We start from the raw sequence: 23,044 nt of genomic DNA, 5'->3' as shown, positions 1-23,044 counted from the left end.
GAAATTCTCACCCTTTTTTATTTTATCTATTTTTAACATAACTATATAGTGCTTTTACTCCTACTCCAGTAGCACCTTTTTTAAGCCATTTAACTCCACTATTAAAAGCTGTTCCAGCTATATCCATATGTATCCATGGTAGTCCTTCTACAAATCCTTCTAAAAACTTTGCAGCTGTTATTGATCCACCCATTCTTCCACCTGTATGTTTTACATCTGCAACTGTTGATTTTAACAACTCATCATACTCATCAAATGTTGGCATTCTCCAAACTTTTTCACCATATAATTTACTGCTTTTTTCTAACATACTATATTTTTCATCATTATTTGAAAATACTCCAGTAGTTATTGTTCCTAAAGCAACAAGTATCGCTCCAGTTAAAGTTGCTAAATCAACTATCTCTGTAACTTTCTCATTTCTTACAGCATAAGTTATAGCATCTGCTAAGGCTAATCTTCCTTCTGCATCTGTATTTATAATCTCAACAGTCTTACCATTCATAGATTTTATAATATCTCCAGGTCTATATGCATTTTCATTTATAGCATTTTCACATGCTGGAACAACTGCAACTACATTTCTTTCAACTTTTCCCTTAGCAATAGCACACATAGCTCCTATGACAGACGCTGCTCCTGCCATATCGCTTTTCATTTCAAACATAGAATCAGCTGGTTTTATGCAAAGTCCACCTGTATCATATGTTAACCCTTTTCCTATTAATCCTATTTTTTCATTATTATCTTTTCCATTTAAATATCTCATTACAATAAGTCTTGGTTTTGTTATAGATGCTCTTCCTACAGCTAGTAATAGATTCATATCTAATTTCTCAATATCCTTCTCATCTAAAACTTCAACTTCAAATCCATATTTCTTTCCTAAATCTACAGCTTTTTCTGCAAGAGTTATTGGATTTATAATATTTGCAGGTTGGTCTACTAAATCTCTAGCTATATTTGTTGCCTCTCCTAAAAATATAGTCTCTGAGAAATCCTTTTCTTCACCAGGGATAAATAATTCAACATCTAATGTTTCGCCTTTTTTCTCTTTAAATGTATCAAAATTATAATTTACATTTGATACAATCTCTCCTAATACGTTATAATCTAATAACTTTTCATTTTGAGCAGATATTAAAATACTTCCTTTTTCTTTAGATAAAACATCAAACATGACCTCTCTGTATATGTTTAAATTAAAATCTTCTTCTTTTCCCATACCTACAAAAAGCATTGATATTAAATAAGTTCCTTCTAAAAATTCAACTTTTAAAGTCTCACCTTTTTTTCCAGTAAACTCTTTTTTATTCATTAATTTTTCTATTAGTTCTTTATTCCCTACAGATATATGTTCACAAATATCTATTTGTCCTTCAAAATTTAATACAACATTTAAATCATAACCTTTTTCTATTTTGTTAATAACTTTAAACATGGCACTCCTCCTCTATATACTGTATTTTTTTATAAGTTTTATTGGTTGATATGAAAGTTTTGCTTCTCTTAGACCTAAGCTTCCAAAGTCATCTTCCCTATTTATATACTGAACATCTGAAAACTCCTCTTTTGCAACATACATATTTATCATTTGATAACTTCCTTGATAATCAAAAATTCCTTTTTCTATATGTATAACTCCCATATCTGCTGTTAATTTTTCTCCAATAGCATATGCTACTATTTTTTTATCAACTTTTATTATTCCACCTCTTAATCCAAGATTTTCATAGTTATTAAGAAGTTCCTCTATCCCCATAGTTTCTGAGATTATAATAGAGTCCTCTTTTCTATTTTCAGTCCACTCTCTTTGAAAAATTCTAATCTCCTCTATATTCTCTTTTGAAATCTTTTCATAAGTAAAGTTATATGTTTTTTTAAATTTATTTATTTTATTCTTCTTAGAAGAAAATTTTCTTCCCTTTAGTTCTGCTAAATCCTCTTGTAAATATATATAATCAAAAGAGTCTCTCTCCTCTTTAATAGGATAAACATCCTTTAAAAACTTTTCATAACTTTCTGGTATAAAAACTATTTTTCCGCCATTTTCCTTAATTTTTTCTACAGCTTTTACTATATTCTCTTTATCATCAAATTTTGAAACAGGTGAAAAGTAATACTCATTTCCTTCATAAAACCCTTTTATATAAAGTACGTCATCATATATTGAATATTGAATATTTTCACTAAAACTCCATAAAAAAAGATTTGTAAAGTTCATATCTGAAGTTTCAAATCTATTTTTTAAAAATTCTTGTAGCTCATCTCTGCTGTCTATCGTCAACTTTTTCCAGTTCATTATTCTACACCACCTTAATATACTATTGCAAGTATATACCAATAAGGCTTTACTGTCAAATTAAAAAGAGTCAGAAATATATCTGACTCCTCACATATGTAATCTAAAATGTCTAAAAAGTAGTATACTCTCTAAATCATCAAAATTATTAATATCTTTTTCAAATAAAATTACAACAAGATAAGTCAACAATATAAATATAAACAGTATAAAAACCCTTTGAGAAATAACATTTTTTTCCATAACTATTCCTCCACCTCTTTACTTTTTATATTTACTTTATGTTTTGACTTTTGTCAAATTTTAATTTTATTCCATCTCTTCTAATCTTCTTATTCTATCTGCTGTACTTGGATGTGTACTAAATAAATTTGCCATTTTACTACCTGCTAAAGGTGATACAATAAACATATTTTCTGTAGCTGGTGCTGCATCCATAGGAATTCTTGTAGAATACGACTCTAACTTTCTTAAAGCATTTGCTAAATATCTTGGATGTCCACAAACTTTGCCTCCAAAGTTATCAGCTTTATACTCCCTACTTCTAGATATGGCCATTTGAACTAACATTGCTGCTAATGGAGCAAAAATACTTATTGCTAATAGTCCAAAAATCCCTCCGTGATTATCATCCTCATCTCTTCTTCCACCACCAAATATAGCTGCCCATTTTGCCATATTTGCCATATAAGCTATTGCTCCTGCCAAAGTAGCTGCTACACTTTGTATTAAAATATCTCTATGAGATACATGTCCTAACTCATGCCCTATTACTCCTGCGAGCTCATTGTCATCCATAAGTTCTACTAATCCTCTTGTTACAGCTACTGCTGCATGATGTGGATTTCTTCCTGTTGCAAATGCATTTGGCTGACTTTGGTTTATCATATACACTTTTGGCATTGGTAATCCTGCGCTCTCAGCTAATTTTTTTGTTATCCAATATACTTTGTGATTCTCAGGTAACTCTTGAGCACTATACATTGAAAGTACTATCTTATCACTAAACCAATATGATACAAAATTCATTACTCCTGCTAAAACTAAAGCTATTGTCATACCAGCTCTTCCTCCTAGAGCCCCCCCTATAAATAATAGCAATAAGGTCATTACTAGCATCAATATAAATGTTTTAAAACCTTGCATTTTTTACCTCCAGTCTTTTTGACTTTTCTATAAAATATCATATTTTTTATTTTTTGTAAACAAACAGCAGCATATTTAATTTTTTACTAAATTTGCTTTTTTTTTACAAAACTATTATACTTTAAATATATATAAATTAAATTAAAAGGAGACCAATTATGAAAAATCTAGTTATGAAGACTTCTATAAATTCATACGACATTCTTATTGGGCAAAATACGATAACTAAGCTTAATGAATTTACTGAAAATTACGATAAAATATTGCTACTTACAAATAAGACTATTAGCAATTTATACAGTCATAAACTTTCTAGTAATTTGCCTAAAAAGAAAACTTATAAATTTGAGATCGAAGATGGTGAAATCTACAAAAATATAGATACATCTATGAAGATATTTTCTTTTTTAATAGAACATAACTTCTCTAGAAACTCTCTAATTATATGTGTTGGAGGCGGAGTAGTTTGCGATCTTGGAGGATTTATTGCTTCTACTTTTATGAGAGGATTAGATTTTTTACAAGTTCCCACATCGTTATTAGCTCAAGTTGATGCTAGTATCGGAGGAAAAGTAGCTATTAATCACCCTCTAGGAAAAAATTTAATTGGATCTTTTAAACAACCTATCGGTGTTATTATAGATATTGATTTTTTAAAAACATTACCAGACTATCAATTTAAATCTGGAATGGGTGAAGTTATAAAACACAGTATTATAAACAAAGATAAATCTTACTTCAATTTCTTAATAGAAAACCACAGAGATATTTTAAAATTAAAATCTGAAGTTTTAATTGAGATGATCTACGAGTCTTGTAAAATAAAGAAAGAGTTTGTTGAGAAAGATGAATTTGAAAAAGGAGATAGAGCATTTTTAAATTTAGGTCACACATACGGTCATGCTCTTGAAACTCTATTTGATTATCAGTACATGTCTCACGGTGAAGGAGTAGCTAAAGGAATTATCTTTGAAATGGAAATATCTAAACTTTTAGGATTTATAACAGAAGATTATGTTAAATCTATAAAAGAGATTTTTTCTCTTTACAAAATTGATTGTACTCCTATATATATTGAGAGTGAGACTTTGATCAATGTTATGAAAAAAGATAAAAAGAACTCTAACGATAAAATAAAATTTATAGTTGATAAAAATGGTATTCTCGAAAATATGCCTATTACTAAAGAACTTATATGTCAAGCTAACCACTCATTTAAAAATAGAATTTTAAAGGGTGTTATCGATATAGGAACTAATTCTTGTAGAATTTTTATAGCTGAAATAGAAAAATCTAATAATAAAATTGAAATTGTAACTCCAATATATAAAGACTTAGATGTTTCTAGGCTTGGAAAAAATCTTAATCAAACAGGAGTTCTTTCTAAAGAATCAATAGAAAAAACTTATCATATTATTAAAAGATTTAAAGAAAAAGCTGATTCTATGGGAGTTACAGAACTTATTGCTTTTGCTACAGCAGCTACTAGAGAGGCTAGTAACGGAAGTTTATTTGTTCAAGGAATCAAAAATGAATTTAATATAAATACTCTTGTTATCCCAGGAGAGATTGAAGCTAAACTTAGTTTTAATGGTAACAGCAATATCTATAAAGAAAAAATAGCCACTATTGATGTTGGTGGTGGAAGTAGTGAAGTCACTATTGGTGATTACAATGGTATTGATTACGTTAAAAGTTTTCCTATAGGTGTTGTAAAGCTTACTGAGATGTTTTTTGCTGAAGAAAACTATAACGAAGAGACACTTTTGTCTGCTCGTAACTATTTAAAAGGATTTTTTAACGAGTTAAGCAAATTTGAAAATAGCAACTTTAAAATAATTGGTGTTGCTGGCACAGTTACTACAAATGTTTCTATTATTAAAAAGTTACCAAAATTTGTAGAAAAAGAGATTAATGAATTTATTTTAACTAAAATGGATTTAGAAGAAAACCTTTTTCTATTCTTAAGTAAAACATTAGAGGATCGTAAAAAAATTATTGGATTAGAGCCTAATAGAGCTGATGTAATTATTGCTGGAAATTTAATTTTAATAACACTTTTAGACATTTTAAATAAAAGTAGCATCACAGTATCTACTGTTGATAATCTTGAAGGTGGTATGGTATTAAATATATAATTGTGGTATAATTTATAGGTTCATTTTTTTATGAGGAGGTACGCAATGAAACTTTTATTAGATAGATGCTCGATTGGTGGTTGAGCAAGCAAAATAGGACCGGAGGTCCTTTCAAATTTATTAAAAAATCTTCCAAGTGTGGAGGATAAAAATTTAATCGTTGGTTTCGAAAAATCAGATGATGCTGCTATATACAAATTAACAGATGATATAGCTTTAATTCAAACTTTAGATTTTTTTACACCTATGATTGATGATCCATATGTATTTGGACAAATAGCTGCAGCAAACTCTTTAAGTGATGTTTATGCAATGGGTGGAGAACCAAAAACTGCTATGAATATAGTTTGTTTTCCTGAAAAAGAAAATATTGAGATTCTAGGTGAGATTTTAAGAGGTGGAGCTGAAAAAATCGCAGAATCTGGAGCTGTTCTAAGTGGAGGGCACTCTATTCATGATCCTGAAGTTAAATATGGACTTTCAGTTACTGGTCTTGTTCATCCAGATAAAGTCTTAAAAAATTACGGTTCTGAAGATGGAGATGTTTTAATTATAACAAAACCACTAGGAACAGGTATTATATCTACAGCTTCTAAAGTTGAAACACTTCCTGAAGAGGTAAAAACAGAGTGGATCGAAGTAATGACAACTTTAAACAAATACTCTGCTGAAATTATTAAAAATTATCCAGTTACAGCTTGTACAGATATTACAGGTTTTGGATTTTTAGGACATGCTTACGAAATGGCAGTGGCTTCTGAGAAAACATTTACCTTAGAACAAGAATTAATTCCTTATTTAGATATTGCTAAGGAATTCGCTAAAGAGTTTTATATAAACTCTATGGGACAAAAAAACAGAAACTATTTAAATGATAAAGTTGATATCTCAGCTGTTCCTTTCTGGTTACAAGAGATTATGCTAGATCCACAAACATCTGGAGGTTTACTATTCTCAGTTCCTTCTAAATATGCATCTGAAATTATGGAAAAGCTTAATACTCTTAAAATTAAATCATCTTTAATTGGAACAGTAGATAAATACAACGGAAAATATATTGTAGTTAGATAAGGGGAATATTATGAATGATAGACAATCTCTTCTAAGAAACCTTCCTAAAGTAGATAAAATTATCGATCTTTTAAAGGAGAAAGAGTTTTTTAAAGACAAACCTTACAAAGAGGTTTATGACGCCGTTAACGAAGGAATTAACCTTTTTAGAAAAGGAATCCTTGAAGGAAGTATTACTACTTATACAATAGAAGATATTGAAAAAGAGATAACTAAGTCTCTAACTAGAAATTTAGAATATAATTTCAAAAGAGTTATTAATGGTACTGGTACTATTTTACATACAAATTTAGGAAGAGCTCTTTTTTCTAAAGATCTTATTGAACATCTTCAAAACTCTCTATGTGGTTATAGTAATCTTGAGTTTGATTTAAAAACAGGAGAAAGAGGTAGTAGATACTCACATGTTGAGGATTTAATTGCTAAAGTTACTGGAGCTGAAGGAGCACTAGTTGTTAATAACAATGCTGCTGCTGTTATGCTTTGTTTAAACGAATTTAGCCAAAATACAGAGGTGGTTATATCTAGAGGAGAACTCGTTGAAGTTGGAGGTTCATTTAGAATTCCTGACATTATGGAACTATCTAGCGCTAAGCTTGTTGAAGTTGGAACTACTAACAGAACGCATCTAAAAGATTACGAAAAAGCTATCACTGAAAATACCTCAATGCTTTTAAAAGTTCATACTTCAAACTATCATATATCAGGTTTTACAAAATCTGTTTCTAATAAAGAGATTGCTGAACTAGCAAGAGAAAATGGAATAATATCTATGGAGGATTTAGGTAGCGGAGTTCTTGTTGATTTTTCAAAATATGGTTTGAAAAAAGAACCTACAATTTTTGAATCTTTAAATTCTGGAATAGATCTAATAACTTTCAGCGGAGATAAACTTCTAGGTGGTCCCCAATGTGGAATTATAATTGGAAAGAAGGAATTAATCTCAAGATTAAAAAAGAATCAATTTTTAAGAGCCTTTAGAGTTTGTAAAATGACAATAAGTGCTTTAGAATTTACTTTTAAACAATATATTGATGAAAAAGTAGCTGTAGAAAAAAATCCAACTTTAAATAGAATTTTAGAACCAATCTCTGAAGTTTTTAAAAGAGCTGAGATTTTAAAAAATCTTTTAAAAGAGATTGATATAGATAGTGAAGTAATTGAAACTAAAGCTATTATTGGTGGAGGTTCAATGCCAGATGCAACTATTGATAGTTATGGAGTTGTAATTACATCCTTAGATGGAAAAAGCATAGAAACTGCCTTTTTAAAAGAGGATATCCCTGTTGTTGGAAGAGTTCAAAACAATCAGTTTTTTATAGATTTAAAAACTATTCATGATGATGAATATTCTATAATTGTAAAAAACTTCAAAAGATTTTTAGAGAGTGTGTAAAATGAAAAATATAGTAATTGGTACTGCTGGTCATATTGATCACGGAAAAACAACTTTAGTTAAAATGTTAACAGATATAAATACCGATACTATGAAAGAGGAAAAAGAAAGGGGTATGACCATTGATCTTGGTTTTGCCCCTTTAAATACTCCCTCTGGAGATATTATCAGTATTATTGATGTTCCGGGACATGAAAAATTTATAAAAAATATGGTTGCTGGAGCAAAAGGAATTGATTTCGTTCTATTTTTAATTGCCTGTGATGATGGGATTATGCCTCAAACCATTGAGCATAAAGAGATTCTTAAACTACTTGGGGTTAAAAATGGAATTATTGTCTTATCAAAAACTGATTTAGTTACCTCTGAAAGAATTCAAGAATTAAAAATTGAAATTGAAGAGTCTTTTCAAGATAGTTTTTTTAAGTCTTTTCCTATTGTAGAAGTTACTAGCAAAGATTCATCAACTTACAAAACTCTTTATAATATAATTTTAAAAGAGATTAATAACTTAAAAATATTAGACTCAAATAAAGAAGAGAACTTTTTTCGTTTAGATATAGATAAAATATACTCACCAAAAGGTATTGGAACTATTGTTAGTGGTACTACAATAGGAAATATCAAAAAAGGAGATACCTTAACACTTTATCCTCAAAAAATAAGTATTAAAATCAAAGGTATTCAAAATCATGGTAAAGATTTAGAAGAAATCTCTTCTCACCAAAGATGCGCTTTAAATATAACAGGAACTACAGCTAAAGAGATTGAAAGAGGAAATCTTTTAACTAATAGTCAAACTATTATGAATAGTAAAATTATAGATGTTTTATTCAATCGATTATCAGGAGGGGAACTTCCTAAAAACAATACTAAAATTCGTTTAAATATTGGTACTGGTGAGTATTTTGGAAAAATTAAATATTTACATGAAATAGAAACAGATCCTATTTTCTTTCAATTGATTATGGATAAGGATATACCAGTAGATTTCGATGATATTGGAATTTTAAGAACTCTTAGCACCTCTTCTTTAATTGGTGGAGTAAGAATTTTAACACCTTTTGGTGTTCCTACTAAAAAAAACAACTATATATATTTACAAAAATTAAACTATCTTTTGAATAAAGACCTCAATCTTGTTGAGTATCTTTCAACTAAAAAAGATTTTGTTTATATAAATGATCTAAATAAAGAGTTTAATTTAACTTTAAATCAGAGCTCATTTGATGAGAATATCTTCACCTTTAAATCGATCAATGCAATCATTCATAAAACCATCTTGGAAAAATTAAAATTAGATATTAAAATATATTTAGAAGATTTTCACAATAAAAATCCTTTGAAAAAAGGAGTTCCTTTAGCAACAGTTAACAACCTTTTCTTTAAAGGACAAAATCTTACAATTGAATTTCAAGATGATTTTCAAGAACAAAATAACTTTGTTTCTCTTAAAAACTTTAAAATAAAACTTTCTAAAGATGAGAAAAAAATTAAAGATGAAATTTTAGTTCTTTTAAAAAAACATGAATTTAACGGCTTAAGTTTTGAAATTTTAAATGAACACTTTAAGTCTAACAGAAATTTTAAAAATGTTTTTCAATATCTCTTAAGTGAGGGATTAGTTTTAAATTTAGATGATTACTATGTATTAAAAGGTTTTTATCAAGAAGCATTAAGCAGATTACAACTATTTTTTGAAAAAAATTCTAAAATTACTCTAGCAGAATTCAGAGATATTTTAAAATCTAATAGAAAAATGGCTCTAATATATCTTGAAAATTTTGATGAAAAAAAAGTTACTAAAAAAATTGATAACTACAGAGTAAAAAATAATATTTAATCTTAAAGGAAATTCCATAAAACAATATAATAATATATTATATTCTATTAAATGGGAGTGATTTGTATGGAACTAAAAGAATTAAACGAAAAAATACCATTTTTTGTTCAGGGCGTTGATATTGAAGCACCTAAAGATTTTGTATTCAAATTTATATCTGATTATAGCAAACACGGTCTTTGGATTACAGGTTTAGAAGGTGAAAAACATACAGATACGCCAGAAGTTGTTGGTTCTACTTTCTGTGAAAATATTAAAATGTATGGCTTTAAAGATGAATATTGTGGAAAGATTTTAGCTTATGAAGAAGGTAAATTATATCAAATTGAAATTGGAGATAAATGGGTTGATTTCAAAATTGAGTATGACTTTGAAGAAGTTAATACAAACAAGACTCATTTAATAATAACAGCGTGGACATTAAAAGGAACTTCATTACATAAACTATTTAATGTTTTCAATAAAAAAGTTTTAGAGGATCAATTAACTAGATTAAAAGTTGTTGCTGAAACTGAATTTAACAAAACAAAATAAATAAAATAAAAATGGAAGAATTTAAGCTCTTCCATTTTTTATTTACCTTATTTCTTTTTATTTTCTTTAGATTTGTGACTCATTCCACTTAGAAACTTAATAAGTACACCAATTAGCATAAACATTAATAATCCACCATAATATAGTTTCATCTTATCTAATTGCTTTACTATTGGTACTGTAAAATCATACCCTGCAAAAATAAAAGCTATAAATGTCATCGCTGAAACTGATACTCCTGCTAAAATAGGTATAAAGTTTCCTTTTGATATCTGAAACGGTGATATATAACCTCTTTTTCTAAAGAATATATAACTTATTCCTAGACAGAAATACGGTACTATTAAAGCCATTGTTGTCATATCATAAACTCTATAGTATAGTTCTCCTGCCGCTTCACCACCAAATGTTGTTAAAGCTATAAATAAAAACGCCAATATAGTTTGGAATATTAAAGCATTTCTTAAAATTCCATTTTTGTCTGATTTTTTAGTTAACCAATCTGGAAAAGTTCCCTTAGGAGCTTCACTAAACACCCCTGCTGCTAAAGAGCTTCCCCAAAGAATAAGAGCTACTAAAGTTATAAGAGAATAAGCTATTCCCATTAACTTCACAAACCATATTCCTAATCCTATTTTATCACCCATAAATTTAAATCCTGCTAAAACGGCATTTATTAAAGATATCTTTGAGAAATCTTCCTGCGTTCCAAAAGCCGAAACAGATACAATTCCTAAAACATAAAGTATTCCTATTAACATTGATGCTACAAGTAATCCTTTTACAAAATTTTTCTCTGGATTCTCAACTTGATTTACATAAGGTCCTACGACCTCTCCACCACCAAAAGCAAATAGTATCCATGAAAATGTTCCTAAAGATCTTGCTAAGTCTGACTTTGAAGTAGTTTTTATTACAAACATCTCTGTTGTTAAATCTGTAGCTCCTTGACCAGTTAAGTGAAGATATATTCCAGCTACTAAAAATATTAAAACAGTGAATAATGAAACGTAACCTATCGGTTTTGATAGTGCTCCTATTGCTTTTTGATATTTTACTCCTATTATCAATGATATAACTAAAGCTACTAATGATAGAATAGCCGTTTGGGTATTTGATATATTCGCATCTCCAAACAACCCAAAGCTAAAATATGTTGGTACTCTTGTTGCTAACGTTGGTAAATAAAATATATTTGCTATAAAATATGACCATATTGCAAAATATGCCATCTTTTTTCCTAATCCTATCTCTATCCATGAGTATATTCCGCTCGTTCTATCCTGAGCATATGCTCCAAACTCTGCCATTATTAAACAAAGTGGTAAAAAGTAAAAAATAATCCCTATTACCAGCATTGTGGCGGATGACATTCCTACTTCTTTAAAATTATTGGCAATATTTCCAAATCCAAATACTCCCAAGAATATCATCATTACTAGTGATGACACAGATAGATACTTCTTTTTCATTCTCAACTCCTCATACTGTATTATATTTGAAACAATTTTTATAATAACACCTTTGATAAAAAAAATCAAATATTTTGTTATCTAATTCTCCAATTTTAAAGTATAATTTTTTGTATAAATATTGTATAATTAAAAGAAATATAATTTTTCAAGGAGTGTGTAATGGTGATAAAGGTTAATGCTATTGGACAAACTTGTCCTATTCCAGTTATTATGACAAAAAATGCTTTAAAAGAGATCACAGATGGAGTTGTTGAAGTATCTATAGATAACAAGATTTCTAAAGAAAATATCGAAAAATTTGCTAAAGAGATGGGATTTTCTTTTAATACAAAAGAAGAGAATGAAGTATTTTATATTGAAATATATAAAACTACATCTAAAACTTTACCAGAAATTAGTACTTCTAATCAAGAAAATAATACTATTATAGTTATTGCTTCTGATAAAATGGGAGATGGAGATGCTGCCCTTGGAGAGACTTTAATGAAAGGATTTATCTATACTCTTACAGAGATGGAAACTCTACCAAAAGCCATTCTTTTCTACAACAAAGGAGTTTTTTTAACTGCTTCTAATGAGACAACTATAAAAGATTTAAAGATTTTAGAGGAAAGAGGAGTTGAAATTTTATCTTGTGGAGCTTGTCTTAACTTTTACCATTTAGAAAATAATGTATCTGTTGGAACTATTACTAATATGTACAATATTATAGATAAGCAGATGAAAGCTAGCAAGGTGATTAGACCATAATGAATTCAGAAAAATTTTTAGTTATAACAATCGATTCAACTCATTTAGTTATGAAAGTAGAGAAACTTTTAATTGACAATAATATTGATGTTAGAATTATTCCACTTCCAGGAGAATTAAAAGCTAGTTGTGGACTTTCTCTAAAAGCAAAAATTGAGGATGCTAATGAAATATTAAAACTTTTAATTGATAACAATATTGATAAAAATATATACAATTTCTATCTTTGTGAAAAAAATGGTTTTAAAAAGAACTTTTCTGCTTTTAATTTTTAATTTTTTATGATATAATAAAGTTGAAATTGGAAGCGGATGAGTTACTGGTGTACTCAGCAGTCTTCAAAACTGTCTTGGCGAGTTAAATCGCTGGTAGGTTCGATTCCTATACGCTTCCGCCAATTTTAAAAGTTCAGCCTCACTTAAAAGTGAGGCTTTTTTATTTTACGGAATATCGTTACCCATACCATTCACAAGTATTTCAAACCATTCTTCTCTAGTTAAATTAATATCACAAGCTGCTACTGCAGATTTCAGTCTTTCTATTTTACCACTTCCACAAATAGGAATTAAATTAGCTGGATGAGCTAAGTGCCATGCATAAACTATCGTATCTGGTTCACAGTTATATTTTTCAGCTAACCTTTCTAAAACCTTTCTTAACTCCACTGTATTTCCATCTCCAGATGTAAATATCTCCCCTCCAGCTAAAGGAGACCAAATCATCATAGGAACCCTTTTTTCTTGCATTAAATTTATTGTTCCGTCATAAAAATGTTGTGTTCTTATAGGAGATAGCTCTATTTGATTTGTAACTAATTTAAAATCTAATCTACTCTGTAAAAGATTAAAATCTGAGGGTAAAAAATTAGAAACTCCCCATTCTAAAACTTTTCCTGATTCTCTTAAATATGTCAATGCCTTTGCTGTTTCATCTGCATTCATATACATATCTGGTCTATGAATTAAAACTAAATCTAAATATTCTACATTTAAGTTTTTTAAAGATTTTTCCACACTTTTAACTATATGATTATAGCTAGTGTCATAGCAATGGAACGTATTTTCAGGCATATTTTTTGATACTAATTTTATTCCTACTTTACTAACTAATTGTATCTTTTCTCTTAATTCTGGCTTTAATGATAGTGCTTCTCCGAAAATTTTCTCACATGTGTAACTTCCATAAATATCTGCATGATCAAAAGTTGTTACACCCATATCTATCGATTTTTCTATATACTCTAATAATTCCTCTTTAGACATATTCCAGCTGTTTAAACGCCAAAAACCTAATGCTATTTTTGACATTTTTAATTTTTCACTGATTTCTACATATTTCATAAAAAGCCTCCTTAATTTCTGAAATTTTTGTTGATCTAAGTATATTACTAAAATATAAAATTGTCAATTAATGCAAAAAGAAGACCTGGGAAAGGTCTTCCATTTTGACTAATTTTTGGTTGGCGTAAATAACAGCATTTACTTTTATAGTTTAATATAAAGTTATTTGTTTGTCAAACTTTTATTTTAAAATATTTTGTTATGCGTTGTATTTATTTGGTGCACTTATTTTTTTGTATGTTAAAAAAGTGTTGAAATGTTGGGAAATTTATGATATTATTTTTTAAACGAAAAGTTCTTAAATTCACGTAATTGAGATAACAATTATTTTAAAGTGCAATTTAAGTGCATAAGTTAAAAAGTTTTAAACAAAGTCTTTATTTATAAACTTTGTTAAATAGTTACTCATATATATCCGTAATACGGTCGGAAGTTTCTACGGCTAACCTTAAATTAGCCACTATGGGTGAAATAAATAGATTTTTTGATCTAGATTTTTTAGATTATCTATTTTTCACTTGTAGAAGATGAAAATAGATAATCTTTTTTTATTTTCTACAATAGTTTAATCCCAACTATATATTGAGTAAAATTCAAAAAAAGAATTTTAGGAGGATTATTATCAATGGAAAAGAACAGATCACCTTATCACTTAGACGGAGTTCCTGAATTAAAAACAGCCCTACCTCTAGGTTTACAACACATTTTAGCTATGTTTGTTAGTAATATTACACCTATTATCATTGTTGCTGGTGTTTTAGGAATATCACCTGAACAAAAAACACTTCTTATTCAAGCTTCTATGTTTGTTGCAGGATTAAATACTCTAATCCAAGCTTACACAATTGGTCCTATAGGAGCTAGATTACCTATTGTTGTTGGAACTAGTTTTGCCTTTGTTCCTGTTGCAATTTCTATTGGAACTAGATATGGCTTTGAAGGTGTTTTAGGAGCTGCTTTAATTGGAGGAATTTTCGAAGGACTTCTAGGACTTATTATTAAAAGAGTTAGAAAGTTTTTTCCACCTATTGTTACTGGTGTTGTTGTACTTTCTATAGGTCTTTCACTGTTACCTGTTGGAATTAAAAGCTTTGCAGGAGGAGTAGGTGCACCTGATTTTGGTTCTTTAGAAAACTTACTTATTGGAACTGTTGTTCTTATAACTGTTGTTTTCTTTAAACAATTCACAAAAGGTATTTTAAGTACTGGATCTATTTTTATTGGAACTATTGTAGGATTTATTGTAGCATTAATATTTGGAAAAGTTAATTTACAGCCTCTTATTCAAGCGGATTATTTAACTTTACCTAAACCGTTAATGTTTGGATTTGCTTTTCATTTTGATGCTATATTAGCTATGATTTTAATGTTTATTGTTTCTGCTGTTGAAACAGTTGGAGATATGTCTGGAGTTACTATGGGTGGAGCTGGAAGAGAAACTACAGATAGAGAGCTATCTGGTGGAATACTTGCAGATGGATTAGGTAGTGCTTTAGCTGCTGTATTCTCAGTTTTACCAACAACATCTTTTAGCCAAAATACAGGTATCATTGCTATGACTGGTATCATGAGTAGATTTGTTGTAGCTACTGGTGCTATGTTCTTAGTTGTAGGAGCATTTATTCCTAAGATCGGAGCTCTTTTCACTATAATTCCTGCTAGTGTTATTGGCGGAAGTTTAGTTATGGTTTTTGCTATGATCTCTATCAGCGGTATAAACTTAATTACAAAAGAGCCTTTAAAAGGTAGAAATTCTGTTATTTTAGCAGTTTCATTAGGACTTGGGTACGGTCTTGGAAATGTTCCTGAAGCTTTAACTGTTTTTCCTGAAAGTATAAAACTTATATTTGGTGGATCTGGAATTGTTGTTTCTGGTACAATTGCTGTATTTTTAAATATAATTTTACCTCTAGAGGATGAAACAGTTACTGAAAAAGCAACTGAAGAAGTTGAATTAAGCAAAAAAGTTGCATAATAAATTAGATTAATTGGAGGTTTTAACTTGTTTTCTTTTTCAAAATTTTTCTTAGCATCTTCTCTTGAAGAAGCTTACTCAGAACTTTTAAAAAATAAAAAAAATATTATTTTAGGTGGAACTTCCTATTTAAGAATGGGAAATACCTCTTGGAACACGGCTATTGACTTATCAAATTTAAAGCTGGATTATATTTCAGATGAAGATAATTTTATCTCTATTGGTGCTATGACTAACTTTAGGAACTTAGAGACAAGCTCTCTTTTAAATAGATATTTTGGAGAAATTTTTACTACAGCCTTAAGGGATATTATTGGTGTACAATTTAGAACAAATGTTACTGTTGGAGCAACAGTTTTTAGTAAATATGGTTTCTCTGATTTAGTTCCAGTTCTATTAGCTTTAGATAGTAAAGTTAAACTTTTCAATGGCGGTATTATAGATCTAGAAAAGTTTTTAAATGAAACAGATATTAGAAGAGATATATTAGTTGAAATTCTAATTCCTAAAAAGGTTTGTCAAACATCTTTTCAATGTGTTAGAAAAAGTAAGACTGATTATTCTATTATAAACTTAGCTATTTGTAATTTTGATAATAATATAACTATAGCTGTGGGTTCAAGACCTGGAAAAGCTATATTAGCAAAAAAAACTATGGATCTATTTAATAAAAGTGAAGATATTGAAAAAGAGATTGTTAATGCTATGAAATATATTGGAGATGAAATTCCTTTAGATTCAAACATGAGAGGCTCTAAATCTTATAGAGAGCTTCTCCTAGCAGCATTACTTAGAAAAGGAATTCAGGAGGTTTTAAATTAATGTTATTAACAACTACTATAAATGGTAGAAAAAAAGAGATTCTTATTAAAGATGATGACTATCTACTTGATGTTTTAAGAAAAGAGGGATATCTTAGTGTTAAAAGAGGATGTGATACTGGAGCTTGTGGCCTTTGTACTGTCCTTTTAAATGGATCTCCTATCCTTTCATGCAGTACTCTTGCAGCTAGAGCTCAAGGAAAACATATCTCTACTATTGAGCACTTTCCCCTTGAAGCTAAAAAATTTGCATCTTTTATGACTAGTGAAGGTGCTGAACAATGTGGTTTTTGTTCTCCAGGATTTACTTTAACAGTAATTGCTATGATAAAAGAACTTGAAAATCCTACTGATGATGAAATTATGCACTATTTAAATGGAAATCTTTGCAGATGTAGTGGATACGTTTCTCAGCTTAGAGCAATTAGAAACTTTATGGAGGATATGAAACATGAAAATTGTTAACACATCTGTGAGAAAAGTAGATGGAATAGGCGTTGTAACTGGTAATCCAGCTTACACTGAAGATCTAATTTTAAATAATAATGTTTTAACTATAAAACTTCTAAGATCACCACATCCTTTTGCTAAAATTAAAGCCATTGACACTTCTATAGCTTTAAAAGTTCCTGGTGTTGAAGCTATCTACACTCATGAAGATACACCTAAAACTAGATTTACACTTGCTGGACAAAGTTTTCCTGAACCTTCACCATATGACAGAAGAATTCTTGATGAGTATGTTAGATATGTTGGCGATCCTGTAGCTATTATTGCTGCTGAAGATGAAAGATGTGCTGAAAAAGCGATGAAATTAATTAAAGTACAATATGAAATTTTAGAACCTATCTTAGATTTTGAAAAAGCTATTGATTCTCACATTATTATCCATCCTGAAGAGGTTCATACTAATTTTGAAATTGGATATGAAAGAAAAAGAAATATAGCTTCTAAAGCCTATGCTGAAAAACCTGGTGTTGATGAAGGATTTAAAAATAGTGATGTGATCCTTGAAAGAACATACTACACACAACCTCAGATGCATGCAATGATGGAAACATATAGATCATATAGTTATTTTGATGTAAATGGAAGATTAACTACTGTAAGCTCAACTCAAATTCCATTTCATGTTAGAAGACATTTAGCTAGAGCATTAGAGATTCCTAGCAGTAAAATAAGAGTTATTAAACCTAGAGTAGGTGGCGGTTTTGGAGGTAAACAAACAGCTGTTTGTGAAATATATTCTGCTTTTGTAACTTTAAAAACTGGTAAACCTTCTAAAATAATTTACAACAGAAAAGAGACTCATACTTGTACAACTACAAGATATGGAATGAGACTTGATGTTAAAATTGGTGCTGATTTAGAGGGAAATATAAAAGCTATAGATATAAATGCTCTTTCAAATGCTGGAGCTTATGGAGAACATGCTCCAACAGTTACTTCTCTTGTATCATATAAAACTTTTCCTTTATATGATACTGTTCCTATGAGATTTAACGCTAACATCGTTTACTCTAATACTATGAATGCTGGAGCTTTTAGAGGTTATGGTGCTACTCAAGGTACTTTTGCTGTTGAATCTATCATTAATGAATTAGCTCATCAACTAAATCTTGATCCTACTGAAGTTAGAATGAAGAACTTAGTCGAGCCTGGTGATGGGAAATATATAACTAGCGGAGATATAAAAAAATGTATAGAAATTGGAAAAGAAAAATTTAACTGGGATGAAAGATCGAAGCCTAGAGAGATTAGCCCTAATAAAGTTAGAGCTGCTGGAATGGCTGTTACAATGCAAGGATCTGGAATTGCTGGAATCGATACTGCTGCTGCTACAATAAAGCTTGGTGATAGAGGTGATTTTAATCTTATGGTTGGAGTTACTGATATGGGACAAGGATGTGATACTGTATTAACTCAAATAGCTGCTGAAGTTTTAGAAGTTCCTATGGATAAAATAACTATTCATTCTGCAGATACTGATCTTTCTCCATATGATCCAGGAGCTTATGCTTCTAGTGGTACTTATGTTACAGGAAACGCTGTTATCATTGCTGCAAATAATATGAAAGAAGAAATTTTAAAAGGTGCTTCTAAATTATTTAATATTGATATTAATGATATTGAATATCTTGGAACTTCATTAAAAGTAGTTGATAAAATTATAACTTTAGAGGAATTTGCTCAACGTTCTATATCATTTGAAGGCATGAACCAAATTACTACTACAGGTACTTGGGGTGGTGAAACTTCTCCTCCACCTTTCATTGCAGGTTTTGCTGAGGTTGAGGTGGACACTTTAACTGGAGAAATAGCTATTCTTGACTATTTATCTGTTGTTGATTGTGGAACTCATATAAATCCTAATCTAGTGAAAGTTCAAGTTGAAGGTGGAGCTGTACAAGGAATTGGACTTGCTCTTTTTGAAGATATTAAGTATGATAGAAGAGGAAGAGTTATATCTGATTCTTTAATGCAATATAAAATACCTTCAAGACTAGATTGTAAAAATATAAAAGTGGAATTTTCTAATTCTTATGAAAAAACAGGACCTTTTGGTGCTAAATCTGTAGGTGAAGTTGTTGTTAACACTCCAGCACCTGCAATAGCTGATGCTGTTTACAATGCTACTAAAGTTAGAGTTAGAAATTTACCTGTAACATCTGAAAAAGTTCTAATGGGTATTTTAAATATATAAAATTATTTTCAATAGGAGGATAATATGCCTGAACTTTTTAATATAAAAAAAGGAGATATAATCTCCATTACAGGAGCTGGTGGTAAAACTTCTTTAATGTTTTATCTAGCTAATAAACTAAAAAAAACTGGTACTGTTTTAATTGCTACCACTACTAAAATTTTCAAACCTGAAATTAAAGAAAATAATAGTTTTATTTTCATATATCCTGAGGAGATTGGCTCTTTATCTCCTCAGGATAATTTTATACACATTTTTTGCTCAAAAGTTGAAAATGATAAAATTTGTGATACTAGTTTTTATGATTTAAATAGATTGAGAGACTATTTTGATTATATATTAATTGAAGCTGACGGAAGCTCTAATAAATCTCTTAAAGGCTGGCGAGAAAATGAACCTAGAATCTACACGCTCACTACTAAAACTATTGCCATTGTAGATATTACAGCTTTAAATAAAGAAAAAAACGAACACAACATTCATCGATTTGAACTTTTTCAAAATCAATACTTTAATTCTAACAAAATTATTGAAAAAATCGACTATATAGAGTATATTAATTCAAATAACTTCTTTAAAAATTCTTTAGGAGAAACTATTATATTTTTTAATAAAATTGAAAATATTGAAATGTTTGAAGAATTTTTTAATATTGTAAACAATTTAAATTCTCCTTCAAAAATATATTTCGGATCTATTTTTGAAGAAAAATTTGTTCTTTATAAAAGTATCACTCCTGTAGTTTTAGCCTCTGGATTTTCAAAAAGATTTTTGGAGAATAAATTGTCTTTTAAACTAAAAAATAATAGAAGCATCTTAGAAGAAACTTTATTTAATATTACTCATTTAAGTTTTAAAGAAAAGATATTAGTTGGAAGAGATAATCTTTATGAAGCTCTAAGTAAGAAATATGGATTTAAGTATATAAATAATGATAGCGCTCATTTAGGACAAAGTTATTCTGTAGTTTTAGGAACTCTCAATTCTACTTTGCAAGGATATCTTTTTATTCCAGGGGATATGCCTTTTTTATCAAAACAAACTATAATAAAAATTATTTATAATTTTCAATTATATGATGAGATTATAGTTCCCTTTGTTAATGGTCATAAAAAAGCTCCTGTTTTATTTCCACAAAGGTATTTTGAAGACCTTATAAATCTGAAGGGAGATAGCGGAGGAAGAGAAATTTTAAAAAAAGAAAGCTTTATTAAATGTAACTTTGAAAACTCTTTGGAGTTTTTTGATATTGATACACAAGAAGATTTAAAAAAATTAGAAATATTGGAGGAACAAATATGAAATTATTAAAAGAATATATTGAAAAATACGGATCAGTTACTGATAGTTCAATTTTAAAAGTAGATAGCTTTATCAATCATCAAATTGACCCTATTTTAATGATAGAAATTGGTGAAGAGTTAAAAAAACGTTTTGAAGGAAAAAATATAAATAAAATTCTTACTATTGAAGCTTCTGGTATTGCTATAGGTATAGCTGCTGCATATGCATTTAAAGTTCCTATGGTTTTTGCAAAAAAGAAAAAACCATCTACAATGGGAGACTCGTACAATGCAAATGTACACTCATTTACAAAAAAAACTGATTACAATATAACTGTTTCTAAAGAATTTTTATCACCTGAAGATAATATTCTTGTTGTAGATGATTTTTTAGCTATGGGAAATGCTATTATTGGACTAAAAAATATAATTGAACAAGCTGGTGCTAATTTACAAGGAGTTGGAATCGTTATTGAAAAAGGATTCCAACCTGGAGGGACTATATTAAAAGAGCAAGGAATCCACCTTGAATCCCTTGCTGTTATTGAATCTTTAGAAAATAATACAATTACTTTAAAATAATTAAGTAACTAGTGCTGGAAAGAATCCTAATATTGTAAAGACAATTACAATTATTAGGATTTTTTTTCTTTCATTTTTTAGTACTTCAACTTCATTTTCTACTTCTTGGTCTTTATGATTTTTTTTCCAATTTAAATAGCTTAAAAGAGACGCAATAATATACCCTATTGTATAGCAGATAACATCAGCTCCATCAAATGTCCCTATAAAAGTTCCATGTCCTCCAAAAATTCCTTGGAATATTTCTATTCCAACCATGATAAGAAATATTATATTAAATATATTTTGAGCTTTTTTATAAAAAACTCTATTGTGTAAAATAGAAACTCCCATTGAAAATAACCATAAGCCATCAGGCAATGAATATATTACCCAATTTGGAATGTACTTTCTATAAACCCATACTATTTTTCTTATAGACCTAACATGGGGATCTAAATTCATCATTTCAACTATTTGATAATAAAAAAGTTTTCTACTTCTAAACAACAAATATATTATCACTGCTAAAGCAAACGATGACAACACTATAAAAATTTTATTCAGTGACCTCTTTTCCAAAAATACCCTTCTCATTTAGATATCTCACCACTTTCTCAACTCCCTCATCTAGAGTCTCATAGAATATCTCTGAATCATAAACGTACTTATCTATACTTTTTTGATAAAGAGGATCGTAATACTCTATCATCAGTACTTCTGATAATTCATCTATCTTATTTTCCTTTAACATATTTGAATACTCTTGATATTTATCTTTTCCTATATATCTTGAAACTTTATCCAGACAAGCCTGAAGCTCATCTATACTAGCTCCTGCATAATCATCTCTTATTATTTCTACTCTATGTTTTATAGGAGTCTCTAAAGATAAATGAATTCCCGCTCTTAAAGATTGGAATACATCTTCAGGTACATATACATTTCCTATTCTTTTACTTTCGCTTTCAGCTATAACATAATCTGGTTTATTTTTATAGAAATAATCAAAAATTAGTGAATCAAATTTCTTTTGACTCTGCTCCTCTTTCTCGCAAACTCCTCCAAAAAAAGAACCTTTATGATTTGCTATTTTCTCTAAATCTAAAACAGAATAACCTTTTTTCTCTAACTTTTGTAAAATCTTTGTTTTCCCAATTCCTGTTTTTCCGTGTAGTACAATATATTTTACATCTTTATTATAAGTTTTTACATTATCTAGTATATACTGTCTATATGCTCTATATCCTCCATCTAACTTCCAAGTTGTATATCCTAAGGCTTCAAATAGAGCTGCCATTGAACCACTTCTCATACCTCCACGAGCACAATAAAATGCCAATCTTCCCTTTGCATGTTTCTGAACTTCTCTAAATATATCTGGCAGTCTTTTGGCAATAGCTTCTACTCCTAACTCCTTTGCCTTTTCTGGAGATACTTGCTTATATGCAGTTCCTACATCTATTCTTTCTTCATCTAAAAGTAACGGTATATTTATAGCCCCTGGAATAGGCTCCTCTTTAAACTCTTTTGGAGTTCTTACATCTATTAAAGTATAGTTCTTCTCCTTCAACAAATCTTCATATTTTACTAAAATCATTTTTTCCTCCATTTTTTATGCTTATTATATTCTACTATGATTTTTAATAAAATTGAATATTATTTATATAAAAAATATCGTTCTTATGATAAAATCTATTAAGAA

21 protein-coding genes, 1 tRNA gene and 1 riboswitch are annotated in these 23,044 nt (G+C 29.1%); of the genes, 14 read left to right on the top strand and 8 right to left on the bottom strand.

The window, feature by feature from the left end; all coding sequences use genetic code 11:
- Positions 1–22 precede the first annotated feature (22 nt).
- The 4 genes from NON08_RS08875 to htpX form a co-directional block, all read right to left on the bottom strand.
- Entirely contained in the window at positions 23–1,441 is a 1,419-nt protein-coding gene (locus NON08_RS08875) for a leucyl aminopeptidase (protein ID WP_256691112.1), read from the bottom strand.
- 12 nt (positions 1,442–1,453) lie between these two features.
- Positions 1,454–2,302 carry a DUF2156 domain-containing protein gene (locus tag NON08_RS08870; protein WP_256691111.1) on the bottom strand — a complete coding sequence of 283 codons (849 nt, stop codon included), beginning with the start codon at positions 2,300–2,302 and terminating at the stop codon, positions 1,454–1,456.
- Between the two features lie 90 nt (positions 2,303–2,392).
- Positions 2,393–2,545 carry a hypothetical protein gene (locus NON08_RS08865; protein WP_256691109.1) on the bottom strand — a complete coding sequence of 51 codons (153 nt, stop codon included), beginning with the start codon at positions 2,543–2,545 and terminating at the stop codon, positions 2,393–2,395.
- 66 nt (positions 2,546–2,611) lie between these two features.
- The gene (gene htpX, locus NON08_RS08860) at positions 2,612–3,448 is read right to left on the bottom strand and encodes a zinc metalloprotease HtpX (protein WP_256691108.1); all 837 of its coding nucleotides are present in this window, start codon (positions 3,446–3,448) and stop codon (positions 2,612–2,614) included.
- 158 nt (positions 3,449–3,606) lie between these two features.
- On the opposite strand from htpX, the gene aroB reads away from it, so the two are divergent.
- The 5 genes from aroB to NON08_RS08835 all read left to right on the top strand — a co-directional run bounded on the left by aroB (position 3,607) and on the right by NON08_RS08835 (position 10,430).
- Positions 3,607–5,586: a 3-dehydroquinate synthase gene (aroB, locus tag NON08_RS08855; protein WP_256691107.1), complete on the top strand. Its 1,980-nt coding sequence runs from the start codon at positions 3,607–3,609 to the stop codon at positions 5,584–5,586.
- 93 nt (positions 5,587–5,679) lie between these two features.
- A complete protein-coding gene (gene selD / locus NON08_RS08850; protein WP_413774047.1) occupies positions 5,680–6,657 on the top strand; it encodes a selenide, water dikinase SelD in 978 nt (325 codons plus the stop codon).
- A 10-nt stretch (positions 6,658–6,667) separates the two neighbouring features.
- Positions 6,668–8,053, top strand: coding sequence for an L-seryl-tRNA(Sec) selenium transferase (gene selA, locus NON08_RS08845; protein ID WP_256691105.1), 1,386 nt, complete (start codon positions 6,668–6,670; stop codon positions 8,051–8,053).
- Between the two features lies 1 nt (position 8,054).
- Positions 8,055–9,896 carry a selenocysteine-specific translation elongation factor gene (gene selB / locus NON08_RS08840; protein ID WP_256691104.1) on the top strand — a complete coding sequence of 614 codons (1,842 nt, stop codon included), beginning with the start codon at positions 8,055–8,057 and terminating at the stop codon, positions 9,894–9,896.
- A 66-nt stretch (positions 9,897–9,962) separates the two neighbouring features.
- On the top strand, positions 9,963–10,430 hold the full coding sequence (locus NON08_RS08835; protein ID WP_256691103.1) for an SRPBCC family protein: 468 nt from the start codon (positions 9,963–9,965) through the stop codon (positions 10,428–10,430).
- 47 nt (positions 10,431–10,477) lie between these two features.
- Here NON08_RS08835 and NON08_RS08830 read toward each other — a convergent pair whose 3' ends face one another.
- Positions 10,478–11,902, bottom strand: a complete 1,425-nt coding sequence (locus NON08_RS08830; protein WP_256691102.1) for an amino acid permease — start codon at positions 11,900–11,902, stop codon at positions 10,478–10,480.
- A 162-nt stretch (positions 11,903–12,064) separates the two neighbouring features.
- Between NON08_RS08830 and yedF the strand changes: the two genes are divergently transcribed.
- The 3 genes from yedF (at position 12,065) to NON08_RS08815 (ending at position 13,052) form a co-directional block, all read left to right on the top strand.
- A complete protein-coding gene (gene yedF, locus NON08_RS08825; protein ID WP_256691101.1) occupies positions 12,065–12,655 on the top strand; it encodes a sulfurtransferase-like selenium metabolism protein YedF in 591 nt (196 codons plus the stop codon).
- Positions 12,655–12,930, top strand: coding sequence for a DUF3343 domain-containing protein (locus NON08_RS08820; protein WP_256691100.1), 276 nt, complete (start codon positions 12,655–12,657; stop codon positions 12,928–12,930). Before yedF ends, NON08_RS08820 begins: the two co-directional genes overlap by 1 nt.
- A gap of 28 nt (positions 12,931–12,958) precedes the next feature.
- Positions 12,959–13,052 (top strand) — tRNA-Sec (locus tag NON08_RS08815).
- Positions 13,053–13,095: 43 nt separating this feature from the next.
- On the opposite strand, the gene NON08_RS08810 is transcribed toward NON08_RS08815, so the two are convergent.
- Entirely contained in the window at positions 13,096–13,995 is a 900-nt protein-coding gene (locus NON08_RS08810) for an aldo/keto reductase (protein ID WP_256691099.1), read from the bottom strand.
- 385 nt (positions 13,996–14,380) lie between these two features.
- A riboswitch (purine riboswitch) is annotated at positions 14,381–14,478 on the top strand.
- Positions 14,479–14,620: 142 nt separating this feature from the next.
- On the opposite strand from NON08_RS08810, the gene NON08_RS08805 reads away from it, so the two are divergent.
- From NON08_RS08805 to NON08_RS08780, 6 genes are read left to right on the top strand one after another with little or no spacing between them, the layout of a single operon-like run.
- The gene (locus NON08_RS08805) at positions 14,621–15,970 is read left to right on the top strand and encodes a uracil-xanthine permease family protein (protein WP_256691098.1); all 1,350 of its coding nucleotides are present in this window, start codon (positions 14,621–14,623) and stop codon (positions 15,968–15,970) included.
- 27 nt (positions 15,971–15,997) lie between these two features.
- On the top strand, positions 15,998–16,792 hold the full coding sequence (locus NON08_RS08800; RefSeq protein WP_256691097.1) for an FAD binding domain-containing protein: 795 nt from the start codon (positions 15,998–16,000) through the stop codon (positions 16,790–16,792).
- Positions 16,792–17,256, top strand: coding sequence for a (2Fe-2S)-binding protein (locus NON08_RS08795; RefSeq protein WP_256691096.1), 465 nt, complete (start codon positions 16,792–16,794; stop codon positions 17,254–17,256). Before NON08_RS08800 ends, NON08_RS08795 begins: the two co-directional genes overlap by 1 nt.
- Positions 17,243–19,495: a xanthine dehydrogenase family protein molybdopterin-binding subunit gene (locus tag NON08_RS08790; RefSeq protein ID WP_256691095.1), complete on the top strand. Its 2,253-nt coding sequence runs from the start codon at positions 17,243–17,245 to the stop codon at positions 19,493–19,495. Before NON08_RS08795 ends, NON08_RS08790 begins: the two co-directional genes overlap by 14 nt.
- A 24-nt stretch (positions 19,496–19,519) precedes the next feature.
- Entirely contained in the window at positions 19,520–20,797 is a 1,278-nt protein-coding gene (yqeC, locus tag NON08_RS08785; RefSeq protein WP_256691094.1) for a selenium cofactor biosynthesis protein YqeC, read from the top strand.
- On the top strand, positions 20,794–21,360 hold the full coding sequence (locus NON08_RS08780) for a xanthine phosphoribosyltransferase (RefSeq protein WP_256691093.1): 567 nt from the start codon (positions 20,794–20,796) through the stop codon (positions 21,358–21,360). The genes yqeC and NON08_RS08780 overlap by 4 nt, the downstream gene beginning before the upstream one ends.
- On the opposite strand, the gene NON08_RS08775 is transcribed toward NON08_RS08780, so the two are convergent.
- Positions 21,361–21,888: a VanZ family protein gene (locus tag NON08_RS08775; protein WP_256691092.1), complete on the bottom strand. Its 528-nt coding sequence runs from the start codon at positions 21,886–21,888 to the stop codon at positions 21,361–21,363.
- 10 nt (positions 21,889–21,898) lie between these two features.
- Positions 21,899–22,939, bottom strand: a complete 1,041-nt coding sequence (gene mnmH / locus NON08_RS08770; RefSeq protein WP_256691091.1) for a tRNA 2-selenouridine(34) synthase MnmH — start codon at positions 22,937–22,939, stop codon at positions 21,899–21,901.
- Positions 22,940–23,044 lie beyond the last annotated feature (105 nt).

Origin of the sequence: Cetobacterium sp. NK01, from assembly GCF_024506395.1 — a bacterium.
Classification (GTDB): domain Bacteria; phylum Fusobacteriota; class Fusobacteriia; order Fusobacteriales; family Fusobacteriaceae; genus Cetobacterium_A; species Cetobacterium_A somerae_A.
This window is presented reverse-complemented; position numbering and strand designations above follow the sequence as displayed.